At 59.4% G+C, this 20,204-nt stretch carries 24 protein-coding genes and 1 tRNA gene; 18 read left to right on the top strand and 7 right to left on the bottom strand.

Annotation, left to right across the window (positions count from 1 at the left end; all coding sequences use genetic code 11):
• Positions 1-126 precede the first annotated feature (126 nt).
• The 17 genes from PAF12_RS09415 (at position 127) to PAF12_RS09495 (ending at position 14,088) form a co-directional block, all read left to right on the top strand.
• Positions 127-1,143, top strand: coding sequence for a TRAP transporter substrate-binding protein (locus tag PAF12_RS09415; protein ID WP_271106676.1), 1,017 nt, complete (start codon positions 127-129; stop codon positions 1,141-1,143).
• Positions 1,143-1,679 (top strand): TRAP transporter small permease, encoded by a 537-nt coding sequence (locus PAF12_RS09420; protein ID WP_271106677.1) that lies wholly within the window; start codon positions 1,143-1,145, stop codon positions 1,677-1,679. Before PAF12_RS09415 ends, PAF12_RS09420 begins: the two co-directional genes overlap by 1 nt.
• The gene (locus tag PAF12_RS09425) at positions 1,676-2,953 is read left to right on the top strand and encodes a TRAP transporter large permease (protein ID WP_271106678.1); all 1,278 of its coding nucleotides are present in this window, start codon (positions 1,676-1,678) and stop codon (positions 2,951-2,953) included. The genes PAF12_RS09420 and PAF12_RS09425 overlap by 4 nt, the downstream gene beginning before the upstream one ends.
• Positions 2,954-2,962: 9 nt before the next feature.
• The gene (locus PAF12_RS09430) at positions 2,963-3,502 is read left to right on the top strand and encodes a VOC family protein (RefSeq protein WP_271106679.1); all 540 of its coding nucleotides are present in this window, start codon (positions 2,963-2,965) and stop codon (positions 3,500-3,502) included.
• A gap of 3 nt (positions 3,503-3,505) precedes the next feature.
• Positions 3,506-4,771: a RuBisCO large subunit C-terminal-like domain-containing protein gene (locus PAF12_RS09435; protein WP_271106680.1), complete on the top strand. Its 1,266-nt coding sequence runs from the start codon at positions 3,506-3,508 to the stop codon at positions 4,769-4,771.
• Positions 4,771-6,006, top strand: coding sequence for a four-carbon acid sugar kinase family protein (locus tag PAF12_RS09440; protein ID WP_271106681.1), 1,236 nt, complete (start codon positions 4,771-4,773; stop codon positions 6,004-6,006). The genes PAF12_RS09435 and PAF12_RS09440 overlap by 1 nt, the downstream gene beginning before the upstream one ends.
• Positions 6,007-6,270: 264 nt before the next feature.
• A complete protein-coding gene (locus PAF12_RS09445; RefSeq protein WP_271106682.1) occupies positions 6,271-6,459 on the top strand; it encodes a hypothetical protein in 189 nt (62 codons plus the stop codon).
• A 317-nt stretch (positions 6,460-6,776) separates the two neighbouring features.
• Positions 6,777-7,961: an integrase arm-type DNA-binding domain-containing protein gene (locus tag PAF12_RS09450; protein ID WP_271106683.1), complete on the top strand. Its 1,185-nt coding sequence runs from the start codon at positions 6,777-6,779 to the stop codon at positions 7,959-7,961.
• Positions 7,962-8,768: a hypothetical protein gene (locus PAF12_RS09455; RefSeq protein ID WP_271106684.1), complete on the top strand. Its 807-nt coding sequence runs from the start codon at positions 7,962-7,964 to the stop codon at positions 8,766-8,768.
• A gap of 78 nt (positions 8,769-8,846) precedes the next feature.
• Entirely contained in the window at positions 8,847-9,050 is a 204-nt protein-coding gene (locus PAF12_RS09460; protein WP_271106685.1) for an AlpA family transcriptional regulator, read from the top strand.
• Between the two features lie 106 nt (positions 9,051-9,156).
• Complete coding sequence (locus PAF12_RS09465) at positions 9,157-9,453, top strand: hypothetical protein (RefSeq protein ID WP_271106686.1); 297 nt, start codon at positions 9,157-9,159, stop codon at positions 9,451-9,453.
• 90 nt (positions 9,454-9,543) lie between these two features.
• Positions 9,544-9,807 carry a hypothetical protein gene (locus tag PAF12_RS09470; protein ID WP_271106687.1) on the top strand — a complete coding sequence of 88 codons (264 nt, stop codon included), beginning with the start codon at positions 9,544-9,546 and terminating at the stop codon, positions 9,805-9,807.
• Entirely contained in the window at positions 9,804-10,679 is an 876-nt protein-coding gene (locus tag PAF12_RS09475) for a toprim domain-containing protein (protein ID WP_271106688.1), read from the top strand. Before PAF12_RS09470 ends, PAF12_RS09475 begins: the two co-directional genes overlap by 4 nt.
• Positions 10,679-12,178, top strand: a complete 1,500-nt coding sequence (locus PAF12_RS09480) for a YfjI family protein (protein ID WP_271106689.1) — start codon at positions 10,679-10,681, stop codon at positions 12,176-12,178. The genes PAF12_RS09475 and PAF12_RS09480 overlap by 1 nt, the downstream gene beginning before the upstream one ends.
• Complete coding sequence (locus PAF12_RS09485) at positions 12,168-12,539, top strand: hypothetical protein (RefSeq protein ID WP_271106690.1); 372 nt, start codon at positions 12,168-12,170, stop codon at positions 12,537-12,539. The genes PAF12_RS09480 and PAF12_RS09485 overlap by 11 nt, the downstream gene beginning before the upstream one ends.
• A complete protein-coding gene (locus PAF12_RS09490; RefSeq protein ID WP_271106691.1) occupies positions 12,536-13,558 on the top strand; it encodes a hypothetical protein in 1,023 nt (340 codons plus the stop codon). Before PAF12_RS09485 ends, PAF12_RS09490 begins: the two co-directional genes overlap by 4 nt.
• Positions 13,555-14,088 carry a helix-turn-helix transcriptional regulator gene (locus PAF12_RS09495; protein ID WP_271106692.1) on the top strand — a complete coding sequence of 178 codons (534 nt, stop codon included), beginning with the start codon at positions 13,555-13,557 and terminating at the stop codon, positions 14,086-14,088. Before PAF12_RS09490 ends, PAF12_RS09495 begins: the two co-directional genes overlap by 4 nt.
• A 129-nt stretch (positions 14,089-14,217) precedes the next feature.
• Here PAF12_RS09495 and PAF12_RS09500 read toward each other — a convergent pair whose 3' ends face one another.
• Positions 14,218-14,484 (bottom strand): hypothetical protein, encoded by a 267-nt coding sequence (locus PAF12_RS09500; RefSeq protein WP_271106693.1) that lies wholly within the window; start codon positions 14,482-14,484, stop codon positions 14,218-14,220.
• A gap of 258 nt (positions 14,485-14,742) precedes the next feature.
• Between PAF12_RS09500 and PAF12_RS09505 the strand changes: the two genes are divergently transcribed.
• A complete protein-coding gene (locus tag PAF12_RS09505) occupies positions 14,743-15,360 on the top strand; it encodes an SOS response-associated peptidase (protein WP_271106694.1) in 618 nt (205 codons plus the stop codon).
• 151 nt (positions 15,361-15,511) lie between these two features.
• Here PAF12_RS09505 and PAF12_RS09510 read toward each other — a convergent pair whose 3' ends face one another.
• The 6 genes from PAF12_RS09510 to phaC form a co-directional block, all read right to left on the bottom strand.
• Positions 15,512-15,862, bottom strand: coding sequence for a hypothetical protein (locus PAF12_RS09510; protein WP_271106695.1), 351 nt, complete (start codon positions 15,860-15,862; stop codon positions 15,512-15,514).
• A complete protein-coding gene (locus PAF12_RS09515) occupies positions 15,859-16,104 on the bottom strand; it encodes a helix-turn-helix domain-containing protein (protein WP_271106696.1) in 246 nt (81 codons plus the stop codon). The genes PAF12_RS09510 and PAF12_RS09515 overlap by 4 nt, the downstream gene beginning before the upstream one ends.
• Positions 16,105-16,858: 754 nt before the next feature.
• Positions 16,859-16,948 (bottom strand) — tRNA-Ser (locus PAF12_RS09520).
• 42 nt (positions 16,949-16,990) lie between these two features.
• Positions 16,991-17,560 carry a polyhydroxyalkanoate synthesis repressor PhaR gene (phaR, locus tag PAF12_RS09525; protein WP_271106697.1) on the bottom strand — a complete coding sequence of 190 codons (570 nt, stop codon included), beginning with the start codon at positions 17,558-17,560 and terminating at the stop codon, positions 16,991-16,993.
• Positions 17,561-17,670: 110 nt separating this feature from the next.
• Positions 17,671-18,123, bottom strand: a complete 453-nt coding sequence (locus PAF12_RS09530) for a Phasin (RefSeq protein WP_271106698.1) — start codon at positions 18,121-18,123, stop codon at positions 17,671-17,673.
• Positions 18,124-18,287: 164 nt separating this feature from the next.
• On the bottom strand, positions 18,288-20,012 hold the full coding sequence (gene phaC, locus PAF12_RS09535) for a class I poly(R)-hydroxyalkanoic acid synthase (protein ID WP_271106699.1): 1,725 nt from the start codon (positions 20,010-20,012) through the stop codon (positions 18,288-18,290).
• Positions 20,013-20,204: the final 192 nt, after the last annotated feature.

Here is a 20,204-nt window from a genome sequence, read left to right on the forward strand (position 1 = left end):
CGCTTTGACGGATGATCCCCCGATCCATACCCTTGGTCAATATCGTTTGTGCTGCGACTCGTATGGCCATGGGAGAAGGGCCATCCGCACATCAAATCGCGTCAAACCGGTAAGGGGAGGAGACCCATGACCAACCATCGTCTTCAATTCGGCCGTCGCGGCTTCATGGCGCTTGGCGCCGGCGCCGCCGCCATGACCATGCTGCCGCGTCGCGGCTTTGCGCAGACCAGCCTGCGTTACGGCCACAATAACGAACCCGCCTCGGTCGCGGGCGCTCAGGCTGACTGGTTTGCCGAGGCGCTTGGCCAGACGTCTGGCGGCGACATCGAGGTGCAGGTTTTCCCAGCCAGTCAGCTTGGCAAGCTGCAGGAGCTGGCCGAGGCCGTGTCGCTTGGCACGATTGCCTTCTCGCATAACACGGCGGGCGCGCTCGGTTCACTTTATGAACCCTTCGCAGCACTGGATACGCCCTATCTCTACCGCGACATCGACCATCTTATGAAGGTCACCGATGTTGACAGCCCGGTCATGCAGGAATTGAACGAGGGCCTGATCGCCGCCGCCAATGTCCGTGTGATCTATGCCCATTACTTCGGCAAGCGGAACCTGACCTGCAACAAGGCGGTGATGTCGCCCGCCGATCTGGACGGCGTCAAGATCCGCGCCGTGCCGTTCCCGATCTATACCGCCGCCGTCGAGGGGATGGGCGCCGTCGCCGTTCCCGTCGACTGGTCCGAGGTGCCGACCGCATTGGCGACCGGCGTCGTTCAGGGGCAGGAAAATCCTGTCAATGTGGTCCTGAACGTCAAGCTGTATGAGGTGCAGTCGCATCTGATGCTGACCGGGCATATGTCGAATGCCGAAGTCGTGGTGATGAACGAGGACGTCTGGCAGGGCCTGCCCGACGCCCAGAAGGATGCCGTGCGCGAAGCTGCCCTGCAGACGCGCGAAAAGGCCACCAAGGCCATTCAGGACAATGAAGAGGCCGAAACGCAGGCGCTTCGCGATACTGGCATGACCGTGATCGGCCCGGATGATGGCCTGCAGATCGAGGCCTTCCGCGAGGCGGTCAGCAAGGTCGTCGATGAGCGTTTCGGTTCGCAATATGGCGATCTCTACGCCAAGATCGAAGCCATTTCCTGATGATGGCCGGGGCAGACAGGCCGGGCCTTCTGCCCCGGTTGACGCATCTCGGCATCGCTGCCGGAATGCTGCTGCTGGCACTGATGGCCGGGCTGGTCGTGCTGCAGGTGCTGGCCCGCAATTTTGCCGCGACCGGCCTGCCTTGGGCGGATGAACTTGCGCGGTTCTGCGGGATCGGGCTGGTTTTTCTGGGCGTACCAGCGCTGGCCGGGCGGCAGGTGCTGGTCTCGGTCACGATGCTGCCCGATGCCGTCAAGCCCGCTCTGCGCCGCTGGATGGTGCTGATCGCAGATATCGCGACGCTGGCGTTCGCCGTGCTGCTTTTGTGGAGCTTTGCAGAGTTCCTGCCGCGGGCTGGCAAGTTCCTGACCCCGGCGATGCGGGTTCCGAACTGGGTCTATTATTCGCTCGCATTGGCCGGCAGTCTGATGCTGGCCGCCGTCGCCCTGCAGCGCGTCATCGCCTGTCTGCGTGGCCGTGACCCCTCCGACGGCTTCCGAACCGAAGCCGATCCCCCACAGGTGCCCCAGCCATGAGCCTTCTGCTTCTTGCCATCTTCGCCGTGCTGCTTGTGCTTGGCGCGCCGGTCGCCGTCTGCCTGGGCCTGTCTTCTGCTGTGGTCATCGTGGTTCAGGGCCTGCCGGTGTCGGTGCTGGCGCAACGCAGTCTGAACTCGCTCGACAGCTCTCCATTGCTGGCGGTGCCGCTGTTCATCTTTGCCGCAAGCCTGCTGAACGCGACCGGCGTCACCACACAAATGTTCGACCTCGTTCGCATGATCTTCGGTCGCATCCGTGGTGCGGTCGCACAGGTCTCGATCTTCGTTTCGCTGATCTTTTCAGGGGTTTCGGGTGCGGCGCTTGCCGATATTGGCGCGCTTGGCAAGATTCAGGTCGACGAGATGACGCGGCAGGGCTACCGCAAGGATTTCGCCGCAGGGCTGACCGTTGCCGCGGCTACGATCGGGCCGATCTTCCCGCCGTCGATCCCGATCATCATCTATGCGTCGGTCGCCAATGTCTCGGCCGTCAAGCTGCTGATCGCCGGGATCGTACCGGCGCTGCTGCTGACCGCGTTCCTGATGATTCAGGTCGCCGTGATTGCGCGGATGCGGAGCCTGCCGCGCGACGATATCCGTCCAGGCGCGGGGGATGTGATGCGGAAATTCATGTTCTCGCTACCGGCGCTGTTTGCACCCGTTCTGCTGATCGGCGGGCTTCTGAGCGGCTATTTCGGCCCGACCGAGGTCGCCGGCGTCACCGTGGCCTATGCAATGCTGATCGGGATTTTCGTCTATCGCAGCCTCGGGCCGCGCAAGATACTTGCTGCCCTGCGCGAGACCACGGAAGCCACGGCAAATATCCTGTTCGTGGTGGCCACGGCGGCGCTGTTTGCATGGGTCCTGACGCTGGATCAGGTGCCGATGAAGGTTTCGGCGCTGCTTCTGGGCGTGTCGGAAAATCCGTTGGTCCTGCTGCTGCTTGTGAATGTCCTGCTGCTGATCGTCGGGATGGTGCTGGAAAGCATCGCCGCGATCCTGATTATCGCGCCGATCGTTGCGCCCGCGCTGACCGCAGCCGGCGTCGACCCGTTGCAGCTTGGCATCGTCTTTGTGCTGAACCTGATGATCGGGCTGCTGACGCCGCCAGTGGGCATGAGCCTTTACATGATCTCAATCGTCGCCCGCATGCCCATCGGGCAGGTGATCGCGGGGGTCATGCCATTCTTCATACCGCTTATCCTGTCCCTGCTGGTCGTGACGCTGGTTCCCGCGCTGTCGACCTGGCTTCCCGAAACCCTGATGAAGTGAGGCCCCGCGATGAGCACCTTCCTTGGCCCGATCCGCCAGCTTGGCTATGTTGTCGACGATATCGAGGCGGGCATGAAATACTGGTCCGAAACAATGGGCGTGGGCCCTTGGTACTACAACCCTGCCGTGCCGATTCAGGATTACACCTATGACGGGCAGCGCCATGACGTGACCAATTCAGTTGCGCTGGCGAATTCCGGCGAGATGCAGGTCGAACTGATCCAGACTCGCAGCGATACACCGTCGATGTATCGCGACTTCAAGGATCGGGGCCTGCGTGGATTGCAGCACGTCGCGTTCTGGACACGCGATTACGACCGCGACCTGCAGATGATGCTTGATCGCGGTTTCACCCCGAAGATGAGCGGCTTTGTCGGCAAGAACGGACGCTTCGTCTATTTTGCCGAAGAACATCACCCCGGCACCTGCATTGAACTGTCCGAGGTCATGGGTCCGAAGGGACGCATGTTCGACCTGATCCGGGATGCAGCTAACGGCTGGGACGGCTCCGACCCGGTACGCCCCTTTCCCGATCTTTCCGGGGAGTAACCAGTGGACCGGATTATCGCTGAATATCTGTTGGAAACCCCCGCGTCACCCGAAGATGTCGCCGCCATGATGGCGGGGGAACAATCCAGCGGCACCTTCATTCGCGTTGCTGGCGAGACGGATGAATTGCGCGCCCGATCCGCCGCCGAGGTGCTGTCGGTCGAAGAACTGGAGACGTTGCCGCAGCCCTCGCTCCACTCGGCCTATCTCGATCGCAAGAAGATCGGCGGGCCCTATCGACGAGCGCGTGTCAGGATAGCGTTTCCACCCGGAAATATCGGGAAGAACCTGCCGACATTGGCCGCGACTGTGTCTGGCAATCTTTATGATATCGGCGAAATTACCGGGCTGAAGCTGGAAGGACTCGCGATACCGGCGGACTATCGCAGTCGCTACCACCTTCCCGTTCTAGGTGTCTCGGGAACCCGTACCGCCACCGGTGTTCAGGGCCGCCCGATTTTTGGTACGATTATCAAGCCGAATGTCGGGATGCGCAGCGATGATATCGCGACACTGGTCGACCGGCTTTGCGCGGCCGGCGTCGATTTTATCAAGGATGACGAGGTTTGCGCCAATCCTGACATCGCCCCTATTGCAGAACGTGTGCCCGCCGTCATGGCGGTGATCCGCAAATGGCAGGACCGGCGCGGGCGGCAGGTGATGATGGCCTTCAATATCACCGATGAGACCGATGCCATGCGTCGCCATGCCGATCTTGTCGCGGCCGAGGGCGGGTCATGTGTCATGGCCAGCCTCAACTGGTGCGGTTTGTCGGGCATGGAAAGCTTGCGCGCTCACACATCGCTTGCCATTCACGCGCATCGCAATGGCTTCGGCGCTGTTTCGCGGCATCCCTCGCTTGGCATGAGCTTTCAGCCCTATCACGCGCTTTATCGGCTGGCCGGGATCGACCACATGCATGTCCATGGCATCGGCGGTAAGTTCGTTGACACAGCGCAAGAAGTCACCGCAGCCGCCCGCGCCTGTCTGGCACGGCTGTCAGAAAATGGTCCGGAAGATCAGGTGATGCCCGCCTTTTCGTCCGGCCAGTGGGCGGGAACGCTGCCCGCGACGCTGGAGGCCGCGAAGGGCCCGGATCTGATGTTTATGTGTGGCGGCGGCATATTGGCCCATCCTGAAGGGCCTGAGGCCGGTATCGCCTCGCTGCGTGAAGCCTATGACGTGCTGCAATCGGGTTTGTCTCTGGAACAGGGTGCGCAGACGCATCCCAACCTTGCAGCGGCACTCGCCTTCTTCGGCAGCCGCTGATGTCGGTACCGGTGGTCTTCGTCGGCGATGATTTCACCGGTGCCTCCGATAGTCTTGCGCGCTATGCAATGGCTGGCTGGCGCACGCGCCTCCTGGTCGGGGAGAACGCTCCGGTCGAGGAGCCGTTGGACGCACTTGGCATCGCGACGGATCTCCGGGCTGAAACACCAGCAGGTATTGAAGCGGGGGTAGAACGGATCTGGCCACTGATCGCAGCGGCGAACCCGGCACGGCTGCACCTGAAAATCTGCTCGACCTTTGATTCCTCGCCCACCATCGGCTCGGTTGGGGCTATGGTCAAGGCGCTCGCGTCCCGCTTTCGCCCCGATATTACCGCAGTGATAGGGGGGCAGCCGAGCCTTGGCCGGTATCTCGCTTTCGGCCATCTTTTCGCGCAGGGTCCAGACGGGCAGGTGCATCGTATCGACCGCCATCCGGTCATGGCGCAGCATCCGGTGACACCGATGCAGGAATCCGACATGCGCCTGCATCTTGCGGCGCAAAGTCTCGCGCCGCTCAATCTGATTACAACATCGGATCTGGCCGAGCCTTTGGCTGTTGCCGCCACGCTCCGGGCGGGGCCGACGATCTTCGATGTCGGGCAGCAGGGAGACCTTGCCCGCATCGCAGACATCCTTGACTTGGTGCGCGGTCGACAATTGCTTGTCGGTGCCAGTTCTGTCGCTGAGATGCTGACCGACAACTCAGCCGCGGCGTCGGCCCCTGAAGCGCCGCCGCCGATGCATCGCGGCATTCTTCTATTTGCTGGCAGCCGGTCATCGATCACCCGCGCCCAGGTCGAGGCATTCAGGATGGGACCCACCTTGCGTGCCGGGCCGGCCGAAATATGTGATCCGGTTTCCCTGATCGATGCATGTGTAGACGAACTCTCCCACAACCGTCCGGTGCTTGTTTCACTGGACCCGGATGCAAGCTATTCGCTTTCTGCATCAGCACTCGCCGATCAGTCGGTCGAGATCCTGTCACAGATCCTTGCACAGGCAGAAATCGGCTATCTGGGAATCGCTGGCGGAGACACCTCAAGCAGAATCTGTTCCGGCCTCGGGTTCCATTCGCTCGAATTTCATCACCAGATCTCGGCAGGCGTGAGCATTTGCATCGGGCGCCATGAGAACGAGGCAATGAACCGGATGCGCCTCATGCTGAAGGGAGGCCAAATGGGAGGCGACCTTTTGTTCGACGACTTCTGTGGTTTTGCGGGTCACCGATCATAGAGAGAGAGGTCTGGTTCTCAGCAGGACAAGCAAGAATTTGGCGCGCAGTTGTCGGTTCGCCAGAGCCGGTATAGTGACCGTAAATGACATGCTGCGTCATTCACGAATGATCGGCATGCTCAATCTGCAGCGCGACATCTCGCATCCGCGAGCCTCGGGCCAAGACCACATCAGGCTTGTTTGCGCCCACTTTTGGGTTTCGTAAGACCACCGCCAGGCCGCTCAGCAACTCCATTGCAAAAGGCAATATTGCGGAAGGAGCACTTGGAAGATCAATTTTTTGGTTCGGGTTGGTGTGCGAGCAGTGGCGATGGTTCGATTTATGTTCGTGCGGCAAAAGCCACTGACGTCGAATCCTTCAGTCAGGCGCTGAATAAAAATCGTAATTACAATATCTTACGTGGATTTTACCAAATCGACGTAGTCAACAGATTCAGAGAATATCAGCCTTGAGAGAACATTTTGCGGATGCTTGGTCGCCGGGTCGGTGTTCAGCCCTTCCCGCACAACCCTCTAAAACAACGGAAAAATTAGCCCGCAGCCGGATCGAGAGAACAGTTTAGCAGGGGCGACTGGCGGACGGTGAGTCCGCAGCCGCGCATTCCAACGCTTTCCCTGATGTTCCGACAACATCCTGCATATATTTGCTGAATCGTTCCTGATGAATCTTGCGCGTTCCAGCCTGTTCCCCCATATTCCTGTTTTAGAAGGTGGAACGATTGGGGGAACGGTTGAGAGAGTCGCGATACCTGAACAGGACGGGAACAGGTTTGACTGCCGCTTTCGTCAAGAATGTCGCCCAGCCCGGCAAGTATCATGACGGCAATGGCATGGGGCTTCTGCTTCTGGTTAAACCAAACGGTTCCCGCTTCTGGGTTCAGCGCATCATTATTCGCGGCAAGCGCCGGGAAATGGGGCTGGGCAGTCCACCTGTCGTGACTTTGGCACAGGCCCGTGAAGCAGCATTGGCGAACAAGCGCCGCGTTCGGGACGGGGGCGACCCGTTGCGAGACAAGCATGAGGCGCAGGCCGTGCTGACCTTCGAGGAAGCCGCCCGCAAGGTTCATGAACTTCACAGCCCGACATGGCGGAACAAGAAACATGCCGCGCAATTCATATCGACTCTGGAAACCTATGCCTTCCCGCGTATCGGTGGGGTGAAGGTTGGCGACGTGACGGCGGCTGACGTGCTGGCCGTGCTTTCCCCGATCTGGAACGAAAAGCGCGAGACCGCCCGGCGCGTCAAGCAGCGCATCGGCACGGTTCTGAAATGGGCCGTGGCGCAGGGATGGCGGCAGGACAATCCGGCGGATGCAATTTCAGAGGCTCTGCCGAAAGACCGGCAGGAAAAGCAGCAACGCAAGGCCCTGCCCTATCAGCGGGTTGTCGAGTGCAGGAATGCCGTGCGCAACAGCAACGCCGGACTGTCAACCAAGCTGGCGTTCGAGTTGCTGCTGTTCACGGCCAGCCGGTCGGCAGAGGTCAGGCTTGCCCGCTGGGGGCAGATAGATTGGGATGCGGAAGGCGGGCCGATCTGGACCCGACCCGGCAGCGTCATGAAATCGAAAAAGCCCCATGCGGTTCCTCTTTCTCTGGACGCGGCGCAGGTGCTGGAACAGGCGAAGGCGCTGAGCGAACATACGGACCCGGATGCGCTGATTTTCCCCGGCACCGTGAAGGGCAAGCCGCTGTCAGACGCCACGCTGTTAAAGCTGGTCAGGGAACAGGGCTTTGACGTGGATATTCACGGGTTCAGGACTTCCTTCAAGACATGGGCGCAGGAACGCACAAACTTCCCGCGCGAAGTATCGGAGGCGGCACTGGCGCATGTCATCAAGGATAAGGCGGAAGCGGCCTATGCGCGGTCTGACCTGATGGAAAAGCGGCGGGCGCTGGGCGAGGCATGGGCCGGGTATCTGGCGCAGGAAACCGGCAATGTTGTGAGGAATGGGTGAATGTTTGCACCGGAAGGATATGTCTCAGCACTGAGCCTAGCAGACCATATACGGCAAAGATTGTTTGATGGCAGGGATGATGAATTCAAAAAATATTCGGCAAATCTGACAGATACTCAAAAAGGAGAATTCTTCGAAAGATGCCTCATTAGCTATACTTTGAAACCCCATCAGCTAATTTGGAACAGCATACAATGCCACCAGTTGACCGCGTACATTTGCTCGCCTGATGGTATTCTGCTTAAGGCAGCAAACAGCTTTTTTCTAGGCGGAAATGGTGAAATTTGGTTAACAGAGCTGGACCCTATGGACCCAGATGAAGACTTCCTTCGATTGATAGATGTTGGCTTTGAAACTGGATTGGCAAGAAAATTCCTGCCTGTTGTTGATAGTGGGTATTTTGTTTCGTTTCGGACGTGGTGCATCCGTCAGCCTGAAAGGATGAGAGAGCTTATAGGTGGCCAATTCGATGAGTATGAAGAAAGGTTCCATATCATAAGAGAATTTTCTGGATGGGCTGTATGTTTTAAAGATGGCAGCGGCACCAGCGAATCTGGTTTTCCATATAGTGCTTTTCCTGAGTATTTCGCTGAAGACAGGCAAGGACAGCGAGGTAAGGGCACAAATGAAATTGTAAGTGAAATTATTGCAAGATTTGATAGAGGTGAACGGGTTGTGAGAGACAAAATTAAGTCGGAGCTGGCCGGTCACCTTGGCACAGACTCGTGGCGAGAAACTTGGCGAATGGCAACCAGCCAGAGGCCCAGCCTTTCTACACCGGGACCTAAAAAGAAAACCGGTTGTTAGCAGCAAGAATTTGATTCGTAATCGAAAGTAATTCGTGACACAAATTGCCTAGCCCATCTTCCCAGCATGTCGCAACACATGTTGGAGGGTTCCACATTGGCCCATCGAATCTATCGCCGTCCCGAAGTCGAGAAAATAACCGGCCTGAGCCGGTCCACCCTTTACCGCCTCATGGCTGAGGGCAATTTCCCGAAACCGATCAAGCTGACCGGAAAAGCAGTTGGCTGGACGGATGCCGCAATAGACGACTGGTTGGATAGCCGCGAACAGGCTGCCGCATAACAGACCCCCCGCCGGGCGATGGCGGGGGCGGTATCTTTTGCGGCTCTTGGAGTAGCTGCATCTTACCGTTTCACGCCCAGCCCCGCAAGAAAAGGCTGAGCAGAAAATGACAAAATCAGGACGCTGGTATTCCAGCACGACGCAAATTTATTGGGCTTGCGCCGCGCTGTTGAGCGGACGCTGGTTATCCACCCGAACCGAAATCCGCGAAGTCAGAGGATGGAGGCTGGCAGCAATCTGCCACAAGCTGATAAAGCAATACGGTTGGCCGATAGAAACCGAATATCGCGGCGCGGAAAACATCGCACATTACCGCCTGACACCCGGCACCGATATTTCACGGCTGAAATTCCCGCCAAGCGCAAAATCTCTGGCCGATGGGCTGGAAGGCGGTGCGCAATGATGGCCCTGCGCATTTCCCTTTTGATGAGCCGATACGGACTGGATGCTGACCGCGCCGCAATGCTGGCCGCTTTCATCTGGGGGGCTGACGATGCGCGTTGATCTGCCCGTTAAGCCCGCCCTGCTGCCCTTCTGCCGGAAATTGCTGGCAGAGGGTGCGGACCCCGCCGAATTGGTTCACGTCTATCGCGGCGATACACTCTGTTTCGTGCCTGCGCCGCTGGCAGCCTTCGCGGCGCTTGCGACGGAAGAACGCGACACCCGCTCAATCCGGCTGGTCCGATACCGCGAGAAATGCCCGCAGGGTGACGAATACGCCCCTGTGAGCGGCGAAGCGATGGGGGGCGAGCCATGACTGACGCGCAAACCCTGACCCACGCCCTGAAAGGCAAATGGTATCGCCGCTACGGGGTTGCCTGTTGTCCTGCGCACGGCGACAATCGGCCCAGCCTGTCGCTGGCCGATGGCACCGATGGCAAGCTGCTGCTGAATTGCAAATCGGGCTGTTCCTTCACGGATATTCTGCAAGCCCTGCGAGACCGTGGATTATTGGACGACAGACCTGTCCCGCCGGACCCTGCCGAAATCGCCCTCCGTGAAGCCGAGGAACGGGCCGAAGCCGCGAAGCGCGAGAAGCAGGCGCTGTCCGTCTGGCGTGAGGCACAACCGATCGGCAGCACCATTGCGGAAACCTATCTGCGCAATCGCGGCATCACCTGCGACCTGCCGGATAGCCTGCGCTTTCATCCAGAATGCTGGCATGGGGCAACTGCCCAGCGCGCCCCGGCAATGATTGCCCGCGTGGATGGACTGCCGCGTTTCGCAGTGCATCGGACCTATCTGCGCCCGGACGGCGACGGCAAAGCAGACCTTACCCCGAATAAGGCGATGCTCGGGAAAACCGCCGGGGGCGCGGTCTGCGTCTGTGACGAGCCAGGGCCGCTTGTGGTGGCAGAGGGTATAGCAACCGCCTTGAGTCTTTCCAGCGGGCTTATCCGTCGCCCTGCGACGGTCTGGGCGGCTCTGTCTGCCCCCGGCATTGCCGCGCTGCACCTGCCCGACAAGCCGCAACGTCTGACCATCGCCAGCGATGGTGACACAGCGGGCCGGGAAGCCGCGAACAGACTGGCCGAACGCGCAACAGCGCTGGGCTGGACCGTCAGCCTTTTACCTGCCCCGGAAGGCCGGGACTGGAATGACATTCTGCAAATGAAAGGGGCAGCCTGATGAACATGCCCGAACCTATCCCGTTCGTTTCCGAAGGGCCGCAACCGCTCTTGCGCGAAATCCCTGCCGGTGAAGCCTATCCCACTCACGCCCTGGGACCGCTGCAAGCCGCAGTGGAAGCGGTGCAGGACATATCGCAAGCCCCGGTCGGCATTGCCGCGCAATCGGCTCTGTCCATCGCCGCGCTGGCCGTTCAGGGTTTTGCTGATGTCGAAACGCTGGGTGGTGACGCGCCGGTATCGCTGTTCTGCCTGACCATTGCCGAAAGCGGTGAACGCAAGTCACGCTGCGACCGGCTCTTGATGAGCGGGATTCGCGACCATGAACGCGAAGCGGCAAAGACCTATCGTGATGAACTTGCCGAGCATGAGACAGCCCGCGAAATCTGGGCAGGCAAGCGCAAGCGCATGCTGGGTGAAGCCGCCGGGCACGACAAGATGAAATCAACCGGGGCAGAGGCTGACTTGCGCGCTCTAGGGCCGGAACCGCAGCCGCCGCTTCTGCCGAATGTCACGGCGCAGGAACCGACATTCGAGGGGCTGCTAAGGCTCTATCAGAAAGGGCGTCCGGCGCTGGGCTTGTTCAGTGATGAGGCAGGCGGATTTATCGGCGGTCACGCCATGAACAGCGATAACCGGCTCAAGACGATTTCCGGCCTGTCGCAACTCTGGAATGGTGACACGGTCAACCGCATCCGTTCCGGCGACGGGGTGACGAACTATCCGGGGCGCAGGCTGTCCATGCACCTTATGGCCCAGCAGATAGCCGCCCGCCCGCTGCTGGCCGATCCGCAGGCATCCGGTCAGGGGTTTCTGGCGCGCTTCCTGATTACCGAACCGCCCAGCCTGATCGGCACCCGCCTGCGCAGGGGGCATGACCTGAACAGCGAATCCGCGATTGCCGCCTTCACGTCCCGGTTGGCCGCAATCATGTCGACCCCAATGCCGACCGGGGACAATCCCCAGGAACTGACGCCGATGCGGCTGCCGCTATCCTTCAAGGCCAAGGAATTGCTCTGGCGCTTTTATGAAGCTGTCGAGAAAGCGCAGGCCAAGGGCGGCGAAATGGAACATGTTCGTGCCTATGCCAGCAAGTCCGCTGAACAGGCCGCTCGCATTGCCGGGGTGCTCACCCTCTGGGCCAATCTGGACGCGCCGGAAGTCGCGCCCGAGGCGATGGGCTGGGGCATGACACTGGCAGATTTCTATCTTGGCGAGGCGCGACGGCTGGCCGAGGCGGGAAATGTATCGCAGGAAACCGAACGCGCCGAGATGCTGCGCCGCTGGTTGCTGGAAAGCTGGCCGCACCCCGAAATTCTACCGGGTGATGTTGTCCAGATGGGACCGAACAGCCTTCGCGAAACCAAAACTGCGAAGTCAGTGCTGGCGACCTTGGCGCAATTCGGATGGCTTGTGCCGATACCTGCTGGCGAGGTCATAAGGGGTGCCGCCCGCAAGGAAGCCTATTTCATCGTGAAGGGGGCGAACCATGCTCTTTGATGTTCAGGCGGCATTGGCCGAAGTTCTGGCAGATGAGCCTGCTAATCCCGCTAATCCCGCTAAACAGCCTTCCCAATTAGCGGATTTAGCGGATTTAGCGGGGCAACAGGCCGAGATTTCAGCGCCCGCCGGCGCCCCGGCACCTTCCCCTTCACGGCTGGACTATCCGCCCGGTGCAGTCGTCCATCTGTCCAAGCACCGCCCTAAGCTGGACAGCGACGGCAGGCCGGTGCGGGTGCTGCCGACGCATCCGGCGACCTGTGCGATTTGCCGGAAAGCTGACTGGCTGGTCGGCATGACCGATATGCAGGGTCGAACGCTTCACGTCCGCTGCTGGAAAGCGGAAGGGGGTGACGCATGAGCGCCCTGACCTTTCCCCGTCGCCCGCGTGGCAGGCTATCCCCGGCCAAGGCTGCCGAATATGCCGAGGCCCGCGCTGCGTTCTGTGCCGCTATTCTGCAAATCAGGGCAAGCCTTGATTTCAGCATCGGTTCGCGGGGCTGGTGCTATATCCTTGAAGAGCACGGGCTGGATAAAGGCGACTTCGACGCGGCGCAGAAGCTTATCAGCGATTGCCGAAAGTCCGGCGAACTGCCGCTGAATATCTGTATCGAGGATGATGCACGCGCTTTTGTAAACCTTGAGCGCATCGACCGCACGTCACCGGATGATGAGGCCGCAGCCGTGCTGTCCTATGTCAGCAAGGCGCATCTGCATTACAATCCCGCGTCCTTCTGGGACTATCAGACCTGCTATGTTCAGATGCTGGTGGAAAAGGTTGACCTGAAATCCTTGTTCGCACCCGTCTGCGCCGAATATGCGATACCGCTGGCGAACGCGCGGGGCAATGCTGACATTAATTCACGGGCAGCCATGATGCAGCGGTTTGCCGAGCGGGAAGCCGAGGGCAAGCGGTGCATTCTGCTTTACGCGGGCGACCACGACCCGGCGGGGCTGCGTATCTCGGATTTCCTGCGCAAGAACCTTGCGGATCTGTCCGGGGCGACCGGCTGGACGCCCGACCGGCTTGTCATTGACAGGTTCGGACTGAACGCGGATTTCATCGCCGCAAACGGGCTGACATGGATTGAGAACCTTGAGACCGGCAGCGGGGCGCGGCTGGACAATCCCCGGCATCCCGACTTCGCGAAATCCTATGTGCAGGACTATCTGGCGCAATTCGGGGCGCGGAAGGTGGAGGCGAACGCCCTTGTCATCCGCCCCGCCGCAGGCCGTCAACTCTGCCGGGACGCAATCCTGAAATACGTGGATGATGCCGACGCGCTGGACGAATGGCAGGCCGCAACGCAGGCCGGGCAGCAGGCGGTTGCCGAAGCCATAGCCCGGCGGCTGGAAGGCTTTGCAGGGGGTGCAGTATGAGCCGCGAACATTGGCCGCTGGGCCTGGACCTGAAAGCCCGGCGGCAGGCAAAGGGCTGGACGCAGCGCCAGCTTGCCAAGGCTGCCGGTATAGGCCGCACGGCGGTGCAGTATTGGGAAGGCAAGCTTCAGATTAACCCGCACGGCTGGGCTGTTGAGTGCATGGCCGATGCGCTGCGCTGGGACTTGGCCCAATTTCGGCACAATAATGCGCGTGCGCGGGATGGGGTGTTATCCAAAAGAGCCGCAATGCCGGAAGTTGGGTTTTTCGCACGGCTCATGGCAGAACAGGCGCGACGGGCGGAACGCGAAGCAGAACGTGCCGCAACCCGGCGTGTTATCTGTGGTGCCAAGACTCGCAAGGGGACGCCCTGCCGGATGAAATCGGAACCCGGAAAGAACCGCTGCAAGTTTCACGGTGGCAAAAGCACGGGTGCCAGAACCCCGGAAGGCATCGAGCGCATCCGCGAAGCCCAGCGCCGCAGATGGGCGAAGGTCAGGCAGGAACGTGAAGCCCGGCAGGAACCCTAAGATTACCCCAAGGTGCTGGCCGCACTGCATGGGGTGAAATCAAAATGTTGACAAATGTATAGGTTCAACCGGCCAGCGCGAACCTGTCAAAACCTGTGATGCAGGCGGGCCGCATCGTTTGATAAACAGTCAACCGAATTCAAGGCGCATGGGGTGATATCCGCCGGCCTGATTTTCGGACGCCGTAAAAAGGCGGGATTTTTCGTCTATAAAAAGTTCGGCTTTCTCGACGGAGAGGCAAGCCGATCCGACCCGCTTTTTCCGCGCCGTAAAATTGCCTGACACGAAGATAGATGTTGCTATAATGTTCTTCTGAACATCATCGATTCGCCATGCCTTCACCACGACCTTCCGCGAATCCGTTTCGCAATCCCAGACTGGACGAAAAAGCCGCATCTGGGCTGCTTATGATTATGCGCTGCAATCTCTGTGGCAGAGTCGTGCGCTTCTGGGCTGCCGATCTGGTCAAAGTCCTTGGTCCGCATCATCAAGCCCATGTTCCACCCTTTCCTTGTTCCCGTTGCAGGACGCGCGATTATATCGACTTGCGCTGGACAATGCCGAGTGCCACCGAACTTGCCGAGGGCTTGACTGTCCGGCGTCCGGTTCGGCAGGTTGTTCGCTGGAAGTGGCGCGACGAAAAGGCATGACCGCATGTGCAATCTCTATTCAAACACGACCGCGCAAGAGGCGATGCGCCAGCTTTTCGATGGTCTGAATGACAAAGCGGGTAACCTTGAACCGGGACGTGTCTATCCAGACCAGATGGGCGCAATCATCCGGCACGGATCTGATGGGCTGGAACTTGTCAAAGCCCGCTGGGGGATGCCGTCACCGCCGAATGTCCTGAAAACCGAACGTGACCCCGGCGTGACGAACGTGCGCAATCTGTCGTCGCCCCATTGGCGGCGCTGGCTGGACAAGGGCAATCGCTGCCTTGTGCCAGTCACGTCATTTGCAGAGCCGTTAGGCAAGGGAAAGGGCAACCAGTGGTTTGCCTCTGCCGAAGTTGGGCCGATGTTCTTTGCCGGTATCGAAATTCGCGACTGGACGTCAGTGCGCAAGGTGAAGGACGGCGAAACCACAGATGACCTGTTCGCCTTCCTGACCTGCGAACCGAACGCAGAGGTAAAGGCGGTTCATCCGAAGGCAATGCCGGTAATCCTGACGCAGCGCGACGAATGGGAGGCATGGATGGACGGAACGCCCGCGAAGGACATGCAACGCCCGTTGCCGGATGGGGCGCTTAGATTAGAGGCTGAGCCGATCTAGTCGCGCGGGCTTACTTCCGCATATCCCCGGCGCTGGGGTTGTCGAGATATGCCTTGCCCTCGCGCGTTATGGCCGCCGATAAATCTTTGCGGTCGCGCTGAAATGAAAAAGGGGGGCGAAGCCCCAAGAAACGGTGCATATCTGATGGCCATCATTCGGCGGGTATAGTGGGCACATTCCACCCTTTTCCCAGCCTCTCCTCCATCAAAGTATAAGCGCCCGTGACGATGTAGTTTAGGGGATTACCTTCGCAATACTGATCCATCCAATAAGAGGCCTGCGCGGCATCTATTGGGTATGGCTCTAACCAGAAGTCCCGACCGTGACCGAGGGCAAGTCCGTCCAGCAGGCCTAAGAAGTTGCCTTGAATGAACGCGGCACGATTGCCAGACATAGTTGACCAGTCTGCGCAGGAAAATGTTACGTTCATCTGTATGCCTTGGCCAGCGGCTTGGGTCACAAAAGTGGCTAACAAAAAAGCTGCTAGAGACAGTCGTATCATTCACCTTCCCCCTTCAACGCCACACCCCGCCCGGCGGGAACCTGTCCGTTTTCAAGAAACTGGATGCCACGGGATTCAAGGGCTTTGCGGATGGCTTCGACTGTATCATGCCGCGCTGAAATTGGCCCGCGCGTAGCATCCAGCCGTTGAACGGTTGGATAACTCACGCCCGCCGATTCTGCCAAGTCCTGCGCCGTCATGCCTGCCAGCACTCGCGCCGCTCTTATTTGTTCGCCGTTCATCTCTCACCTATAGATAATCTATCAGATAAGATAGAAAATCTATTGCGAGACAATCTATCTTTAAGTATAGATAATCTATCACAAACGATAGGAAAACCCCGCCATGTTCAACAAGTCCGAAATCATGAAAGCCGCATGGGCGAAGGTCAAAGCCGGTTATGCGTCTGTCTGGGGCAATATGACCGCTCAGGCAAAACGCAACGTATTCGCTTATGCGCTGAGCCAAGCGTGGTCTGCTGCCAAGAGGCTTATGCCAAGGAAGCCAGCTACCCGAACGCGAAACTGATGCACAGCATTTTATGGGCAGCAATCGGGACAGCCGAAGCCCGTGCTCTGATAGGCTGAGCGAAAGCCTTGTCCCGGTTGGTGGCACAGCACTGGCCGCATGACCGCAGTCTGAGCGAACCGCTACCGCACGAAAAAGGCCGGGCATCGCGTCCCGGCCTTTCGCATTTATCCGGTCCCAATCTCGGGCGCGACGATGGGGCGGGGTGTCGCGGGGCGAGGTTTCTCGCTCTCTTTTCCGCGAAGGGGCGGGGCTGCCTGAAAGTCAGACCGCCCCGACTGTAGACCGTCGGCGAGCGTCAGAATGTGACGCGTGCAAAACCAAGGCAGAAAAGTTGGAGGCAACAACCTGCCACTATGTTCCTGCAAATTCCCCGGCCTTCCAAATCGCGCAGGGGGAATTTATGGGGGAACGATTTCAAAAACAGAGAATAATATGTCTAAAATACAATAAAGTAGAGAGATTGAATGGCGGACGGTGAGGGATTCGAACCCTCGAGACGGTTCCCCGCCTACACACTTTCCAGGCGTGCGCCTTCGACCACTCGGCCAACCGTCCGTGCCTGCGCTAGTTAGCGGCTTGCGCGCCGGTCCGCAAGGCTCAGAGTTTTGAAATCCTGTCCTGCAGCGCGGCGAGTTGGCGGCGGATCTCGTCCATGTCCTCGGGCCCCTTGTCACCGGTGGTGTCTTCGTCCTCTCTCGCAGGCCCCGAAGAGCCGCCGCCTGCCCAGCCGCCCATCATCGCCTTGAGAAACGCGCGCTGCTGCAGCTGAAGCTGTTCGAAACCCGGCATCGACGCCATCGGGCCGGACATCGCGGCCATGTTCTCCATCATCTTGGACTGGCCGTCGCGCAACATTTCGAAGCTCGCGGCCAGAAACTGCGGCACAACGCTTTGCGCCTGGCTGGTATAGCTGCGCACCAGATCGGTCAGTACGTCGACCGGCAGGACATTCTCACCCCGCCCCTCATGTTCTGCGATGATCTGGAGGAGATATTGACGGGTCAGGTCGTCGCCGGATTTCAGATCGACGATTTTCACCTCGCGCCCGTCCCGTATGAAGGTCGCGATATCTTCAAGCGTCACATAGTCGCTGGTTTCGGTGTTATAGAGGCGCCGGCTGGCATATCGCTTGATCAGCAATTGAGCCGGCTTTTCGGAACTCGCCATCAGCTTCCCCCGTGAATGCATCCGCAGCATTCTGCGACCAAAAACGCATAAATGCAAAGGAAAAGGGCGGCCCGCACGGACCGCCCTTCCCTGTTCGCCTGTCAGATCGATTACGCCTTGGCGGCGGTGCTCGCTTTCTTGACAGCTTCCTGAGCCTGCTTGGTGGCCTTTTCAGCGGTCTGCTGAGCATCGGCCGCGATGTCTTTACCAGCAGCCATCAGCAGATCAACGGTTTCCATCTGAAGCTTCTTGGCAACTTCAGCGAAAGCCGACAGATGCTCGGCAGCGGTTTCGGCAGCGGCGCTGGCGAAATCGGTGTAGGCTTTGGCGTAAGCGCTGGCGTCGTCTTTTTGCGCGGTCAGCTCACCAACGCGAGCGATGGTGTCTTTGGTCCACTGAGCGGAAATCTCGGTCGAACGCTCGGCGGCCGACAGGGCGACTTTCGCCATTTTCTCGTTCAGAGCCGACTGGGTTTTGAAGGCGTCCTGCATCGACGAGGTGTCGACCGGGAAGTTCGCCATCATGTCTTGCATGGTCTTGGTGAAGTCAGGTGCTTTAGCCATTTCAATTCTCCATTGGTGACGGCCTGGGGAGGATGACCGCCTTTGAATTTCGGTGACACAAAGATAGATGCTGCACCGCAGCATTTCAAGAATTTTTCTGCGATGCAGCAAATTTTCGCCGATGCCCTCAAATATTATTATATTCAAGCGGTTGGCATCGGCTTTCAGTGGCGCTCATGCACATAGCTGCCCGGTGCGGGACCGAATCCCTCCTCCGGTTCGCGCGCATCGATCAGATCGCCGGTATGGGGTTGCAGCCATTTCTCCCAGGTGGGCCACCAGCTTCCCGGTGTGAATGTCGCGCCGGCCTGCCAGGTTTCAGGATCAGTGGAAAAATCGCTATTTCCGGCGTAGTGGCCATATTTCTTCTTCGAGGGCGGATTGACGATGCCCGCGATGTGACCGGATTCGGACATGATGAAGCTCTTATCTTCGGACCCCATTTGCTTCACGCCACGCCAGCTATATTTCCACGGCGCAATATGGTCGGTCTCACAACCGATGGCGCAAAGCGGCAGCTTGATATCCGAGAGCTTCAGATTATGCCCCATCATCGGGTAGCCATCGCCCACGAGCAGGTTTTGCTGACACAGCCCGCGCAGATAATCGACCGTCATCCTGCCGGGCAGATTGGTCGCATCCCCGTTCCAGTACAGAAGATCGAATGCCGGCGGCGACTCGCCCATCAGATAAGACCTGATCGCCGGTCCCCAGACCAGATCGTTGGCGCGCAGGAAGCTCATTGTGCGCGTCATCAGATGCGAGGCGAAGATGCCGGAGCGTTCGACCTCAGCCGTGATGCCCTCGACAAAATCATCCTGCAGGAACGGCGTGAACTCACCCTGCTCGCTGAAATCGGTAAGCGTGGTGAAGAATGTCGCGGATTTTACCCGGTCGTCGCCACGCTGCGCCATCAGCGCAAGGGTCAGCGACAATGTCGTGCCGCCGATGCAGTATCCAATCGCGTTCAGCTTCGGCTCGGCGGTGATCTCCTCAACCGCATCCATCGCCGTCAGATAGGCGCTGACATAATCCTCAAGCCCGGTATCGGCATAGCTTTGATCCGGGTTTTTCCACGACACCACGAACAGCGTGTAGCCCTGATCCACGATCCAGCGGATCAGGCTGTTCTCCGGCTTGAGGTCGAGAATGTAGAATTTGTTGATCCACGGCGGGAACACCAGAATCGGTGTCGCGTGGACCTTTTCGGTCGTCGGGCTGAACTGGATCAGCTCGAACAGTTTTTCCCGCCGGACCACCCTGCCCTTTGCGGTGCCGATATTCTCGCCCACGGCGAAGGCGTTTCGGTCGGCCAGCGACACGACCATTTCGCCGCCATGCGTCTCCACATCCCGGACGAGGTTTTCGAGACCTTTCACAAGGCTCTCCCCCTCGGTTTCCAGCGCTTTCTGGATCGCATCAGGGTTGGTCGGGAAGAAATTCGTCGGCGCGAACATGTCGATAATCTGGTTCGTCAGCCAGTTCAGCCGATGCTGGTCGACCGCATCGAGCATATCGAGCTCCTGCGCCGCCTCGCGCATCGCCTGCGCATTGATCTGATACTGTGTCTTGACCGAGTTGAAATAGGGATGGCTTTGCCAGAGCGGGTTGCGGAAACGCTTGTCGGTCTCCGGCTCCTCCGCCTCCGGCGCGGTCAGTTTGCCCTTTGCGAACTGTGACTGCATCTCGGCGAAATGAGCCAAGGTTGCACCCCAGTACTTGACCTGCTGTTCAAGGATACGGGCAGGTTGCTCCGCCAGCAGCTTGGCCCAGGCCATACCAGCACTGACCACCAGATCCGAACCCGGCGCTTCGACACCGGGATCATGCATCGGTCGCTGCGACAGAGCAGCCGCAAGCCGCTGCGTCAGCGATTCGATACGTTCCATGTTCTCGGCAAGCTGGCCAGTCGCCCGGGGCGGTTCGGAGGCTGGCGGCGGGCGCGAAGCGTCCCGCTGGGCTTCCGTGCTTGAGACGGAGGCCGCCGCCTCCATATTTCCCTGTGCCGCCGCGACCTGCGCGGCGGTCGCACCATCATGCGCCGCCGTCGCCTTTCGGGCGGCGGTCTTGCGCGGTGCAGC

It is taken from the genome of Paracoccus sp. SCSIO 75233, assembly GCF_027912675.1.
Lineage (GTDB): Bacteria > Pseudomonadota > Alphaproteobacteria > Rhodobacterales > Rhodobacteraceae > Paracoccus.